The sequence below is a fragment of the Pseudomonas sp. ATCC 13867 genome (assembly GCF_000349845.1).
Classification (GTDB): domain Bacteria; phylum Pseudomonadota; class Gammaproteobacteria; order Pseudomonadales; family Pseudomonadaceae; genus Pseudomonas.
This window is the reverse complement of the sequence record NC_020829.1, coordinates 149,268-162,975: the sequence shown is the minus strand read 5'-3', so window position 1 is coordinate 162,975 and position 13,708 is coordinate 149,268. Positions and strand designations below refer to the sequence as shown.

Sequence of the window (13,708 nt, the reverse complement as noted above, 5' to 3'; positions counted from 1 at the left end):
TATTCTTCTCACGTTCAGTTTCGAATTGGTAAAACTAAAATGGCAAAATCCCGCGCCCCCTCCCTGGGCCAGGTCAGCGACTTCGAGATCCGCCTGCTGCGCATCTTCAAAACCATAGTCGAGTGCGGCAGCTTCTCGGCCGCGGAAAGCACGCTGGGCATCAGCCGCTCGGCCATCAGCCTGCACATGGGCGACCTGGAGAAACGCCTGGGCATGCGCCTGTGCCAGCGCGGCCGGGCGGGCTTCGCCATGACCGACGAGGGCCGCGAGGTGTACCGCGCCACCCAGTCGCTGCTGGCGGCGCTGGAGGGTTTCCGGGCGGAGGTCAACGAGCTGCACCAGCACCTGCGCGGCGCGCTGAACATCGGCATCATCAACAACCTGGTGACCCTGCCGCAGATGCGCATCACCCACGCCCTGCGCGCGCTGAAGGCCAGCGGGCCGGGGGTGCGGATCAACATCGGCATGACCACGCCCAACGAGATCGAGCTGGGTGTGCTCGACGGCCGCCTGCACGTGGGCGTGGTGCCGCTGATCAGTCCGCTGTCGGGGCTGGAGTATTCGGCGCTGTACGAGGAGCGTTCGCTGCTGTACTGCAGCCGCGAGCACCCGCTGTTCGAGCGCGACGACGCGAGTATCACGGTGGAGGAGGTCCATGCCTGCGACGCCGTGGCGCCGAGCTACCGGATCCCCGCCGAGGCGCAGGAGCGGCATCAGGAACTGCGCGGCGGCGCCAATGCCTCCGACCGCGAGGGCATGGCCTTCCTGATCCTCACCGGCAGCTATATCGGCTACCTGCCCGACCACTACGCCGCCGACTGGGTCGCCCAGGGGCGCATGCGCCCGCTGCGCCCGGAGCGCTTCCACTACGACATCCCACTGACCGTGGTAACCCGCAAGGGCCGCCGGCCGAACCTGGTGCTGGAGCGGTTCCTCGAGGCGGTGGCCCAGAGTCGCTGACCCGGTCATCGATATGTAGGAGCGAGCTTGCTCGCGAACAGAGTCCGCTGCGGAGCTGGTTCGCGAGCAAGAACTAGGCGTCCCCCTCGGTCCTACAAAGAGCCGCCTGCACTGAACGAGCCACACTCTGCCTATCCAATTTGTCGCCCCAGCCACCAAAAATCCTATACCCCCACCCTTTCCGCCCCGCATGCCCCGTGGCTTGCGGGCCGACAGCTTTTCCCTAGCCAGCGACTACAAAAAACATAATTTCGCTATTGCCAGCCTCTGAACAGAATGCGCCCAAGCACCTCGCTACCAGCCGCAACAAGCAGAACAACGAGATCAGAGTCAGAGGAAGCAAGCCATGACCGAGCTGAATCCGAACGCCTTCGCCAAGAAGTCGCTCGAAAACCTGGAAATCGATACGCTGGTCGTTGGCGCCGGTCAGGCCGGCGTGGCCATGAGCGAGCACCTGACCGCCCTGGGCGTGCCGCACATCGTGCTGGAGAAGAGCCGCATCGCCGAAGCCTGGCGCACCGGCCGCTGGGACTCGCTGGTGGCCAACGGCCCGGCGTGGCACGACCGCTTCCCGAACATGGAATTCCCGGTCGGCCCGGACGACTTCCCGCACAAGGAGCAGGTGGCCGATTACTTCGTCGCCTACGCCAAGCAGTTCAACGCGCCGATCCACACCGGCGTGGAAGTGAAGAAGGTGACCCGCAACAACGGCCGTCCCGGCTTCACCGTGGAAACCTCCGAAGGCACTCTCCAGGCCCTGCGCATCGTTTCCGCCACCGGCCCGTTCCAGCGCCCGGTGATCCCTGCCATCGCGCCGAAGACCGAGCGCCTGCAGCAGATCCACTCGGCCCAGTACTACAACCCGCAGCAGTTGCCCGCAGGCGCCGTGCTGGTGGTGGGCGCCGGCTCTTCCGGCGTGCAGATCGCCGACGAGCTGAACCGCGCCGGCAAGAAAGTCTTCCTCTCCGTGGGCGCCCATGACCGTCCGCCGCGTTCCTACCGCAACCGCGACTTCGTCTGGTGGCTGGGCGTGCTCGGCCTGTGGGACGCCGAGGAAGTACAGCCGGGCCGCGAACACGTGACCATCGCCGTGAGCGGTGCCCGTGGCGGCGAAACCATCGACTTCCGCCGCCTGGCCAACGAGGGCATCACCCTGGTCGGCCTGACCAGGACCTTCGCTGACGGCAAGGTGAGCTTCCAGGACGACCTGCTGAAGAACCTGCAAGCCGGCGACGAGAACTATCTCGGCCTGCTGGACGCCGCCGATGCCTACATCGAGCGCAACGGCCTGGACCTGCCTGAAGAGCCCGAGGCCCGCAAGGTCTTCGCGGACGCCCAGTGCATTCGTAATCCGATCCTCGAGCTGGATCTCGCCGAAGCGGGCATCACCTCGATCATCTGGGCCACCGGCTATGCCGTGGACTTCAACTGGCTGCAGGTGGACGCCTTCGACGACAAGGGCAAGCCCAAGCACCAGCGTGGCGTGTCCCGCGAGCCGGGCGTGTACTTCGTCGGCCTGCCGTGGCTGTCGCGCCGGGGTTCCACCTTCATCTGGGGTGTCTGGCACGACGCCAAGCACGTGGCCGGCCACATCGCCACCCAGCGCAAATACGTCGAATACCAGGACGCTTCGCAACGCGAAGCCTCCGTACCCAAAGCCGCTTCCTGGGAGTAAGAGATGCCTACCCACACTCGCATCCGCATGTTCAACACCAAGGACACCTATCCGAACCAGACCCTGGACAACGACCTCTGCCAGGCCGTGCGCGCCGGCAACACCGTGTACGTACGCGGCCAGGTCGGGACGGACTTCGAGGGCAACCTGGTAGGGCTGGGCGACCCGCGTGCCCAGGCCGAGCAGGCGATGAAGAACGTCAAGCAACTGCTGGAAGAAGCCGGCAGCGACCTGTCGCACATCGTCAAGACCACCACCTACCTGATCGACCCGCGCTACCGCGAGCCGGTGTACCAGGAAGTCGGCAAGTGGCTGAAGGGCGTGTTCCCGATCTCCACCGGCCTGGTGGTGTCGGCCCTGGGCCAGCCGCAATGGCTGATGGAGATCGACGTCATCGCGGTGATTCCGGACTGAAAGCGACTGCGCCAGGCCAGGCTGCGTTGGGAGTGGCCGGGAAAATGCTCATTTGCCACAGCAAACTCCGCCTTTCCCGTCCATCCCCGCCTCTTGCCTGGCCGTCGCTCGCAACACATTCGCAGTACCGCGATGAAGCGGCGACGCGGGGATTTCCCTGCCTCGCCGTTTCGTCGTTCACGACACAAGGTTGATTAAGGAGCTCCCATGACCTTTTCCATCGTTGGACGCTGCGCCGAGACCGGCCAGCTGGGTATCGCCATCAGCTCCTCGAGCATTGCCGTGGGCGCCCGTTGCCCCTGGGTTCGCGCCGGCGTCGGCGCGGTGGCCACGCAGAACGTCACCCTGCCGGCCCTCGGCCCGCAGATCCTCGACCTGCTGGAAACCGGCCTGGAGCCGGGCGCGGCGCTGGACAAGGCGCTGTCGAGCAACGGCTACAGCCAGTACCGCCAGGTGACCGTGATCGACCAGCACGGCAAGGTCGCGCTGTTCACCGGCAGCCAGGCGCTGGGCGTGAACCACGCGGTGGCCGGCGAGAACTGCGTGGCGGCGGGCAACCTGCTGTCCTCCACCTCGATCATGGACGCCATGACCCGCGCCTTCGAGCAGGCCGACGGCTGTCTGGCCGAGCGCCTGCTGGCCGCCATGCAGGCGGCGATGGCCGCCGGCGGCGAAGCCGGCCCGGTGCATTCGGCGGCGATGAAGGTGGTGGGCGACCTGGTCTGGCCGATCGTCGACCTGCGCGTAGACTGGGCCGACGAGGCGCCGATCGATGAGCTGGAAAAGCTCTGGGTGGCCTACAAGCCGCAGCTGGAGGACTACCTCGTGCGCGCCCTCGACCCGACCAAGGCGCCGAGCTACGGCGTGCCGGGCGACGAGTAAGACCACGTACCTACAGAAAAGCGCTCTTTCATGCAGGACCCGACCATGCCCACCAGCCGCGAAATCCTCGCCGACCTGATCGCCTTCGACACCGTCAGCCGCAACTCCAACCTGGCGCTGATCCACTACATCCGCGACTACCTCGCAGGCTTTGGCATCGCCTGCGAGCTGTTCCACGATGCCGAAGGCGGCAAGGCCAATCTCTACGCCACGCTGGGTCCGCAGGATCGCGGCGGGGTGTGCCTGTCCGGCCACACCGACGTGGTGCCGACCGATGGCCAGCCGTGGACCGTCCCGCCGTTCGAGCTGACCGAGCGCGACGGCCGCCTCTACGGCCGTGGCACGGCGGACATGAAAGGCTACATCGCCTGCGTGCTGGCGGCGGTGCCGGCGTTCCTCGCCCGGCCGCTGCGTCTGCCGGTGCACCTGGCCTTCTCCTACGACGAGGAAGTCGGCTGCCTCGGCGTACGCTCGCTGATCGCCGCGCTGGAGCAGCGCGAGCACAAGCCGATGGTCTGCATCATCGGCGAACCCACCGAACTCAAGCCGGTGCTCGGCCACAAGGGCAAGCTGGCGATGCGCTGCAACGTACACGGCGCCGCCTGCCACTCGGCCTATGCGCCGCAGGGCGTGAACGCCATCGAGTACGCGGCGCAGCTGATCGGCCGCCTCGGCGAGATCGGCACCCGCCTGACGGAGCCTGCGCGCCACGACCCGCGCTTCGACCCACCCTACTCCACCGTGCAGACCGGCGTGATCAGCGGCGGCCGCGCGCTGAACATCGTCCCCGCCGAATGCCAGTTCGATTTCGAAGTGCGCGCGCTGCCCAGCGACGACCCGCAACAGGTCGCCGATGACCTGCGCGAGTATGCCGAAGCCGAGCTGCTGCCGAAGATGCGCGCGGTGAAGGCCGAGGCGGACATCCGCTTCACCCCGCTGTCCGCCTACCCGGCGCTGGCGACCGACCCACAGACCGAAGCGGCCGAGCTGATCGCCCTGCTCAGCGGCTCCCGCGAGTTCTCCACCGTGGCCTATGGCACCGAGGGCGGGCTGTTCGACCAGGTCGGCATTCCCACCGTGGTCTGCGGCCCGGGCAGCATGGACCAGGGGCACAAGCCGGACGAATTCGTCAGCCTGGAGCAGTTGGCCAGGTGCGATGCAATGATGGGACGGCTGGCGGAGTGGCTGCGCGGCTGAGGTCGGCCAAACCGTAGGAGCGGACTCCGTCCGTGATTGCTATCCAGCGGCACCGGCCTACCGGCCGGATCGCGGATGAATCCGCTCCTACGGGATCAAATCCCCTCACCCTAGCCCCGGCTGGTGTGAGGGCATTCCATGACACGGGCTTTCAGATCAGATTCGCGAGCAAGCTCGCTCCTACAAAGAGCAGCCTGCAGTGGACCTGTAGGAGCGAGCTTGCTCGCGAACCAACCCCGGCCGGGGAGTATCAGGCAAACGCCGCCCGCAGCTCGTCCATGCTCGCGAAGTAATGCGCCGGGCCTTCCGCCAGCAGCTCTTCACGGCTGCCGAAGCCATAGCCCACGCCAGCGGCGGACAGGCCATTGCGATGCGCGCCGATCAGGTCGTGCTTGCGGTCGCCGATCATCAGCGTCTGCCCAAGGTCCAGCTGCTCGATATCCAGCAGGTGCTCGATCAGCTCGACCTTGTTGGTGCGCGTGCCATCCAGCTCGCTGCCGTAGATCACCTTGAAATGCCGGGCGAAGTCGAAGTGCCGGGCGATCTCGGCGGCGAACACCGTCGGCTTGCTGGTGCAGATGTACAGGGTGCGGCCCTGGCCGCCGAGCAGTTGCAGCAGCTCGCCGACGCCGTCGAACACCTTGTTCTCGTAAAGTCCGGTGTCCTGGAAGCGCACGCGGTAGTGGTTCACCGCCTCCCAGGCGCGCGCCTCGTCGAAGTCATAGGTGCTCATGAAGCACTGCAGCAGCGGCGGGCCGATGAAGTGTTCGAGCTGGCGCAGGTCGGGCTCGTCGATGCCGAGCTGGGCGAGGGCGTACTGGATCGAACGGGTAATGCCTTCACGCGGGTCGGTGAGGGTGCCGTCGAGGTCGAAAAGGATGTTCTGGTAATGCATGGGATCAGCGTCCGGCCACGAAAGTCGGGCGGCAAGGATACTGCGCCTGGCCTTGCGCGCGAAGCGTCACGCGCCGAACGTCATGCTCAGGGTGCGTAGCCCTGACCCTGGCGCAGCACGCGAATACCGCCGCCGGCATCGATGGGCGGGGCTGGCGCGGCGCCGAAGGACTGCACGTCGGTCGCCTCCTCGTCCTCCTCCGGTTGCGACAGCTGGCCCGTCAGGCTTTGCTGGACACGTCCGCCGAGGTAGTCGACCCCCGCCATCACCCCGCCCTGCCGGTCATGCATCAGCGCCAGCCACTGCTCGTCGAAGGCGGCGTTGATCTCCTTGCGCAGCTGGCTTTCCACCTCGGGCCGGTCATGGTCGTTGCTGCTCAGGCTGAACAGGGTGAAGGCCACCGAGATGATCGAGCCGGCGACCTTGCCGGCGGCACTGGCGACCACCCCGGCGATGCTGCGGTTCCTGAGTTCGTTGACCAGCTTGGCGCTGGTGCGCTGGGCCACCGGGGACACCCCGGTGACTCTGGTGCCGGCGCCCGCCTTGCCCGCCGCCTTGCGGATCTCCTGCATCAGCGCGGCGAAGGCCGGCAACTGGCCGACATCCTTGGCGCGCACCACGTCATACAGCGAGGCGTCGCGACTCGACGGCGGGCCGAGGGTGATCGCCGGAATCCCCTTCAGGTGTTCGTCGAAGACCTTCTGCGGAACGCCACGGCGCTGGGGAATCGCATCGAGGGCTTCCAGCAGCGCGCCGATATAACGGCGCGCGGCGGTCTCCATGATGGAGTCGGGATCGAGTTCCTTCGCCACCGGCACCAGCACCTGCTGGTGGTACTCGTCCTGCAGGTAGACCGCCAGGCGATCCACCGTGGGATCGAGGTCGCCCTTGGCCTGCATCTTGTACCAGGCGACCTTCATGCCCAGCCATTGCTGCGTCCAGTAGCTGGAAAACCAGGGGATGAACTGGCTGTCGGTGCGCTGGTAGACCAGGTCCATCCAGTGCTCCATAGCGCCTTCGGCGTAGGCGCGGGCCTGGGTGGTGGCGGAGAGCGAGGCGGCACCGATGTCGGCGTCCACCTGCCGCCAAGTGCTTTCGCTGATGGGGGCGACAGGCTCGGGCGCGCGATGGGAACAACCGGCCAGCGCCAGCAGCAGCAACGCGAGGACACCGCGCCGCCGCCAGGGCGGCCAGATGGCGCTGGAGAAACACAGACTGTTCATGGCCGCTCGCCGGCTCGACGGCATCCGAAGGACCTGCCGCCCGCTCCTGACCCCGGCCGGGCACACGCTGGCGTCCGGTCATCCAGGCTTCAGTATAAGGCCGCGACTGGGCGCCAGCGGGCCGTCCGGCGGTTGCCCGCGAATGGCGCCGGCCCCGCCGGGCGGGCGAAAACGCGGTAACGCCGGCCTGCCCGGCACCCGGCCGCCGCCGGGAATGCATCGCCGATTGACCTGCGTAGACTCCAACCGCCCACAGGGCGGCTAGTCTGTAGCGCATCCCTGCAAGGAATCCGCCGTGACCCGCACCCCACTCATGCCCCGGAGGGAGCGCCACTACCGTGCTTGACCGCTATGGCCTGCTGGAAGTGATGCGCGCCTCGCGCCTGACCCAGTTCCCGATCAGCCCCGTACTGCGCGAAACCCACGACTTCAAGGGTCGCCTGACCTTTTTCCTGTTGTTGGCCGGCGCCCTGGTGTTCACCTTCGTCAGCCTCGGCCAGGACATCCGCGCCAGCGGCACCTTGCTGCAACCGGGCTGGCCGATGCTGATCCTGGCCGTCGCGCTGCTGGTGGCGCTGGGCTTCGAGTTCATCAACGGCTTCCACGACACCGCCAACGCCGTGGCCACGGTGATCTACACCAACGCCCTGCCGCCGCGTTTCGCGGTGGCCTGGTCGGGGCTGTGGAATTTCCTCGGCGTGCTGTTCTCCAGCGGCGCGGTGGCCTTCGCCATCGTCTCGCTGCTACCGCTGGACCTGTTGCTGGAAGTGAACAGCAGCGCGGGCCTGGCAATGATCTTCGCCCTGTTGATCGCCTCGATCCTGTGGAACCTCGGTACCTGGTGGCTGGGGCTGCCCGTCTCCTCGTCGCACACGCTGATCGGCTCCATCGTCGGCGTCGGCCTGGCCCACGGTGCGATGGCCGGGCACCTGGGCCTCTCCGGCAGCGCCTGGTCGCAGTTGCTGACGGTGGGCTATGCGCTGCTGCTCTCGCCAGTGGTCGGCTTCTTCAGCGCCTTCGTGCTGCTGCGGGCGATGAGCGCGGGCATCCGCAATCGCACGCTGTTCCGCTCGCCCGAAGGGCGCACGCCACCACCCTGGTGGATTCGCGGGCTGCTGATCGTCACCTGCACCGGCGTCTCCTTCGCCCACGGTTCGAACGACGGGCAGAAAGGCATCGGCCTGATCATGCTCATCCTGATCGCCACCGTTCCCCTGGCGTTCGCCGTGGATCGCAGCTACTCCCCGGAACAGACCCACCAGCTGTTGAACCTGGCACAAGCCAGCCAGGCCCAGTTGCAGCACGCCGGCGGTACCGTCAGCGACGATCCCCGCCAGGTCCTGCTGTCCTATCAGGAGGACCAGCACGTCGGGCCGGACCTGCTGCCGTCGCTGGCCATCGTCGTCGGCGACGTCGCCGCGCGCCTGCAACAGCACGGCGAGATCGCCAGGGTTCCCGGCAACGAAGTCCAGGCCCTGCGCAACGACCTGTACCTGAGCCTGGAAACCATCCGCCTGCTGGATCACAGCCAGCAGCACGTCGACCTGGAAACCTGGAGCACCCTGCAGGCACTGCGCGCCGAGGGCGAGCAGACGATCCGCTTCATTCCCGTGTGGGTGAAGGTCGCCGTCGCCCTGGCGCTGGGCCTGGGCACCCTGGTGGGCTGGCGGCGCATCGTCACCACCGTGGGCGAAGGCATCGGCAAGGCGCCGCTGACCTACGCCCAGGGCGCCGCCGCACAGTTGGTGGCGATGCTCACCATCGGCGCCGCCGACGGCTTCGGCCTGCCGGTGTCCACCACCCATGTGCTGTCTTCCGGGGTGGCGGGCACGATGGCCGCCAGCGGCAGCGGCCTGCAGTGGCCGACCATCCGCAACATGCTGCTGGCCTGGGTGCTCACCCTGCCGGCGGCCATCGGACTGGCGGCGGGGTTGTACTGGGTGTTTGCACGGGTGCTTTGATTCACTTGCGGACCAACAAGGATGTACACCTGTAGGACCGAGGGGGACGCCCAGTCCTTGCTCGCGAACGAGGCTACCGGGAGCTCTTGTGTTGGGCGGTTCGCGAGCAAGCTCGCTCCTACGAAAAGCCGGCGCCCGCCAGCCACGGCGCAGCGAACCGCGACCATCCGGCAGTTCAGGCTGGCTGTGGAAAACCCCATGGATTACTGTATTTATATACAGCTATCCCTCAGGGCCTTCCCACATGACCACTCAGCTCCCACCCCGCGGCCGTGGTACCGCCAGCAATCCGCACAACCGCTTCGCACCGACCACCTCGGTGCCTGTGGATAACGACTGGCTCGATGAAGTCCCCAAGCCCCAGGTGACCGAAATCCGCAACGAGCTGGCGAAGACGGTGATCTCCCGCAACCAGTCGCCGGATCTGCCGTTCGACCGCTCGATCAACCCCTACCGCGGTTGCGAGCACGGCTGCATCTACTGCTACGCGCGGCCCAGCCACGCCTACTGGGACCTCTCGCCGGGGCTGGACTTCGAGACCCGGCTGATCGCCAAGACCAACGCCGCCGCCGTGCTGGAACAGGAGCTGAGCAAGCCTGGCTACGTCTGTGCGCCGATCAACCTGGGCGCCAACACCGACCCGTACCAGCCCATCGAGCGCCAGCAGCGGCTGACCCGGCAGATCCTCGAGGTACTGCTGCGTTTCAGGCACCCGGTGACCATCGTCACCAAGGGCTCGCTGATCCTGCGCGACCTCGATCTACTGAGCGAAATGGCGAAGCTGAACCTGGTCGGGGTGATGATCAGCCTGACCACCCTGGACGACGAGCTCAAACGCATCCTCGAACCCCGCGCCGCCGCGCCGTCCGCGCGCTTGCGGGCGATCCGCGTATTGCGCGGCCAGGGCATTCCGGTAGGGGTGCTGTGCTCGCCGATGATCCCGATGATCAACGACCGCGAGCTGGAGGCCCTGCTGGAAGCGGCGCACCACGCCGGGGCGCAGAGCGCCAGCTACATGCTGCTGCGCCTGCCGCGGGAAGTCGGAGCGCTGTTCGAGGAATGGCTGGCGGCGCACTACCCGCAGCGCGCCAACCATGTGATGAGCCTGATCCGCCAGGTACGCGGCGGGGAAATCCACGACAGCCGCTTCGGGCACCGCTTCCGTGGCGAAGGACCGTTCGCCGAGCTGCTGGCCAAGCGTTTCGAGGTCGCCCTGCGCCGCCTTGGATTGAACCGGCGCGGCGGATTCGGCCTGGACTGCACGGCCTTCGCCCCGCCGCACAGTCAGATGAGCCTGTTCTGACCCATACACCCCGCGCCGGAGCGCGGGTGAAGCATCGTGCAAACAACCATCACGAGGCCCTGGCAGGGTTTTGCTTTACGCTTCACGCCAGCGGATTTCGCTCGAATCAGGGCTAACGACTTCGACATTTTTTCCATGAAAGGTGTGCCTTTTCTCCTACAGAAGGGCGTCGGCAAGCATAAGAAAATTCGTCGTCATTCTTCGAGGCTGATATATGAACGATAAAACGCACGGTGAGGATCAGGCCCACGAGAGCGCGGACGAGGCGCTGCGGCGAATCGTGGAGGGCTTCCAGCACTTCCGCCAGGAGGTCTTTCCGCAGCAGAAGGAGCTGTTCAAGAAGCTGGCCCACGCGCAGAACCCGCGCGCGATGTTCATTACCTGTGCCGACTCGCGCATCGTCCCGGAGCTGATCACCCAGAGCCTGCCGGGCGACCTGTTCGTCACCCGCAACGTCGGCAACGTGGTGCCGCCCTATGGCCAGATGAACGGCGGCGTGTCCACCGCCATCGAGTTCGCGGTGATGGCACTGGGCGTGCAGCACATCATCGTCTGCGGCCATTCCGACTGCGGCGCGATGAAGGCAGTGCTGGACCCGCAGACCCTGGAAAGCATGCCGACGGTGAAGGCCTGGCTGCGTCACGCGGAAGTCGCCCGCACCGTGGTCGCACAAACCTGTGGCTGCGCGACCCACGAGCACCTGGAGGTTCTCACCGAGGAGAACGTGGTCGCCCAGCTCGACCACCTGAAAACCCACCCGTCGGTAGCCGCGCGCATCGCCAGCGGCCAGCTGTTCATCCACGGTTGGGTCTATGACATCGAGTCCAGCGCCATCAAGGGCTACGACGCCGAGCAGGGCCGTTTCCGTCCGCTGGACGGCGAAGGCCCGATTCCGATGGCCACGCCGCGGCCGCGCTACTCGCCGCAGTGACGCACCCTCCGGGGCTGGCGGCCTTGCGGGCGCCGTCGGCCCCCATCCGGCATCGCTCTTCCCCTCGTCCCCACGCGCCGCTCTAGCGCAGGCGCAGCTCCACACCGAACTGGCGAGACAGGCACGGCCACTGCTGCCACGCCATCACCACCTGCGGATCGTTCAGGCGCGCGCGGTAACTCTGCGCCGCGTCCGAGGCGAAGGCGCCGTCGTCGAGCATACCGTCCACCGCGTGGTGCACGGCCTCGTCCAGCTGGTTGGCGAACGGCTCGCCGATCAGTTGGTGCGCCACCAGGTTGGCCACCGTGGTGTCCAGCGGGATCAGCGGCTGGTTGAAGTGGGCTATGTAGCGGTCGTTCACCTCTTCCACCAGGCGATGGGCGAGGTAGGCCTCGTCCAGCAGGGCGTCCAGGCCATCGTGGCCATCGAGCAGCGTCGGCGGGGTGAGGAAGAACTGCTCGGCCAGCTTCAGCACCGGCTTGATCCACGCCTCGATACCGGCCTCGCGCGCCACGCTGGCGGCGGCATCGAGAAAGTCCGGCACCTGCTCGATATAGGCATGCACGAAGCGTGTCAGGGTGCCACTGGCATCTTCTCCGGCCAGACTGATGCTCGGGTGCAGCCCTTCGAGCTGGGATTGGATCAGTCGGGAAAGATGGCCATGACGGGACTCGAGCAGATGGGCGTTCTGGATCAACTCACGCAACGCAGCGGTATTCATGACAACTCCAAGACAACGGGTTTTGGAAAGTGAAGAAAGACCTTAGCCGGCGTCCGGCTGCAGCTAAGACGCGATTGTCATATTCATGAAGTGTTTATGCCGTCCCGGCATATCACCCCGCCATCATGGTACTCCAAAGCCGCGTCGGCCGTGGCTTTGAGATCACTCTTCGGTCTTTAGACAGGGTTTTTTAATCTGCGTTGTTATGTCGCAACCCGTGGCTATACTCCGCTTCGACACACCGAAAACCTGATGGACCCGGCCTGCTCTGCGTGCTGCCGAGGTACGACGTCAAAGTAAGTTGTCTTGGCGGTCACTCCCTTGGCCGTTGGCTTGTTCAGGCTCGATCCCTCTGGAATGGGGATCGCAGCCAGGGCGCTATGCCGGCGGGATAAAAACAACGATAAGGGGAACCCGAATGCTGCGACATCCACGAGTCTGGATGGGCTTCCTTTTGCTCTTGGCTTTCAGTCAGGCAAACGCCGCCTGGACGGTCAACATGGCCCCCGGTGCGACGGAAGTCAGCCGTAACGTCTTCGACCTGCACATGACCATCTTCTGGATCTGTGTGGTCATCGGCATCATCGTCTTCGGCGCGATGTTCTGGTCGATGCTCGTCCATCGCCGGTCCACCGGGCAGCAGCCCGCGCATTTCCACGAGAGCACCACGGTGGAAATCCTCTGGACGGTGATTCCCTTCCTGATCCTGGTGGTGATGGCCGTCCCGGCCACCAAGACGCTGATCCACATGTACGACACCTCGGAGCCCGAGCTGGACGTGCAGGTCACCGGCTACCAGTGGAAGTGGCAGTACAAGTACCTGGGCCAGGACGTGGAGTTCTTCTCCAACCTCGCCACGCCCCAGGACCAGATCCACAACAAGGCCGACAAGGACGAGCACTACCTGCTGGAGGTGGACAACCCGCTGGTGCTGCCGGCCGGGGTCAAGGTGCGCTTCCTGGTCACCTCCAGCGACGTGATCCACTCCTGGTGGGTGCCGGCCTTCGCGGTCAAGCGCGACGCCATCCCCGGCTTCGTCAACGAGGCCTGGACCAAGGTCGACCAGCCCGGCATCTACCGTGGCCAGTGCGCCGAGCTGTGCGGCAAGGACCACGGTTTCATGCCCATCGTGGTGGACGTGAAGTCCAAGCCCGACTTCGACAAGTGGCTGGCCGAGCGCAAGGAAGAGGCGGTCAAGCTCAAGGAGCTGACCAGCAAGGAATGGACGAAGGAAGAGCTGGTCGCCCGCGGCGACAAGGTCTACCACACCATCTGCGCCGCCTGTCACCAGGCCGAGGGCCAGGGCATGCCGCCGATGTTCCCGGCGCTCAAGGGCTCGAAGATCGTCACCGGGCCCAAGGAGCACCACCTGGAGACCGTGTTCAACGGCGTCCAGGGCACGGCAATGGCGGCCTTCGGCAAGCAGCTCTCGGAGGTGGATATCGCTGCGGTGATCACCTACGAGCGCAACGCCTGGGGCAACGACGACGGCGACATGGTGACCCCGCAGGAAGTGGTCGCCTACAAGCAGAAACAACAATAAGGA

At 66.0% G+C, this 13,708-nt stretch carries 12 protein-coding genes; 9 read left to right on the top strand and 3 right to left on the bottom strand.

What is annotated here, in order from left to right; translation table 11 throughout:
• The first annotated feature begins 39 nt into the window (after positions 1-39).
• From H681_RS00730 to argE, 5 genes are all read left to right on the top strand, one after another.
• Entirely contained in the window at positions 40-960 is a 921-nt protein-coding gene (locus H681_RS00730; RefSeq protein WP_015474918.1) for a LysR family transcriptional regulator, read from the top strand.
• Positions 961-1,306: 346 nt separating this feature from the next.
• Positions 1,307-2,635, top strand: coding sequence for a flavin-containing monooxygenase (locus H681_RS00725; protein WP_015474917.1), 1,329 nt, complete (start codon positions 1,307-1,309; stop codon positions 2,633-2,635).
• Positions 2,636-2,638: 3 nt separating this feature from the next.
• Positions 2,639-3,049: a RidA family protein gene (locus H681_RS00720; RefSeq protein WP_015474916.1), complete on the top strand. Its 411-nt coding sequence runs from the start codon at positions 2,639-2,641 to the stop codon at positions 3,047-3,049.
• Positions 3,050-3,256: 207 nt separating this feature from the next.
• Positions 3,257-3,931 carry a DUF1028 domain-containing protein gene (locus tag H681_RS00715; protein WP_015474915.1) on the top strand — a complete coding sequence of 225 codons (675 nt, stop codon included), beginning with the start codon at positions 3,257-3,259 and terminating at the stop codon, positions 3,929-3,931.
• A gap of 45 nt (positions 3,932-3,976) precedes the next feature.
• Positions 3,977-5,128, top strand: a complete 1,152-nt coding sequence (argE, locus tag H681_RS00710; RefSeq protein WP_086009583.1) for an acetylornithine deacetylase — start codon at positions 3,977-3,979, stop codon at positions 5,126-5,128.
• 250 nt (positions 5,129-5,378) lie between these two features.
• Here the strand turns inward: argE and H681_RS00705 are convergent, their stop codons facing one another.
• Both H681_RS00705 and H681_RS00700 read right to left on the bottom strand, forming a co-directional pair.
• Positions 5,379-6,023 (bottom strand): HAD family hydrolase, encoded by a 645-nt coding sequence (locus H681_RS00705; protein ID WP_015474913.1) that lies wholly within the window; start codon positions 6,021-6,023, stop codon positions 5,379-5,381.
• A gap of 86 nt (positions 6,024-6,109) precedes the next feature.
• Positions 6,110-7,246, bottom strand: coding sequence for a hypothetical protein (locus H681_RS00700; protein ID WP_015474912.1), 1,137 nt, complete (start codon positions 7,244-7,246; stop codon positions 6,110-6,112).
• A gap of 338 nt (positions 7,247-7,584) precedes the next feature.
• On the opposite strand from H681_RS00700, the gene H681_RS00695 reads away from it, so the two are divergent.
• The 3 genes from H681_RS00695 to H681_RS00685 all read left to right on the top strand — a co-directional run bounded on the left by H681_RS00695 (position 7,585) and on the right by H681_RS00685 (position 11,441).
• Positions 7,585-9,207, top strand: a complete 1,623-nt coding sequence (locus H681_RS00695; protein ID WP_015474911.1) for an inorganic phosphate transporter — start codon at positions 7,585-7,587, stop codon at positions 9,205-9,207.
• Between the two features lie 244 nt (positions 9,208-9,451).
• On the top strand, positions 9,452-10,510 hold the full coding sequence (locus H681_RS00690; RefSeq protein WP_015474910.1) for a PA0069 family radical SAM protein: 1,059 nt from the start codon (positions 9,452-9,454) through the stop codon (positions 10,508-10,510).
• Between the two features lie 214 nt (positions 10,511-10,724).
• Complete coding sequence (locus tag H681_RS00685) at positions 10,725-11,441, top strand: carbonic anhydrase (protein ID WP_015474909.1); 717 nt, start codon at positions 10,725-10,727, stop codon at positions 11,439-11,441.
• Between the two features lie 82 nt (positions 11,442-11,523).
• Here H681_RS00685 and H681_RS00680 read toward each other — a convergent pair whose 3' ends face one another.
• The gene (locus H681_RS00680; protein ID WP_015474908.1) at positions 11,524-12,162 is read right to left on the bottom strand and encodes a hypothetical protein; all 639 of its coding nucleotides are present in this window, start codon (positions 12,160-12,162) and stop codon (positions 11,524-11,526) included.
• A 418-nt stretch (positions 12,163-12,580) separates the two neighbouring features.
• On the opposite strand from H681_RS00680, the gene coxB reads away from it, so the two are divergent.
• Positions 12,581-13,705, top strand: a complete 1,125-nt coding sequence (gene coxB / locus H681_RS00675) for a cytochrome c oxidase subunit II (protein ID WP_015474907.1) — start codon at positions 12,581-12,583, stop codon at positions 13,703-13,705.
• The last annotated feature ends 3 nt before the right edge of the window (positions 13,706-13,708 follow it).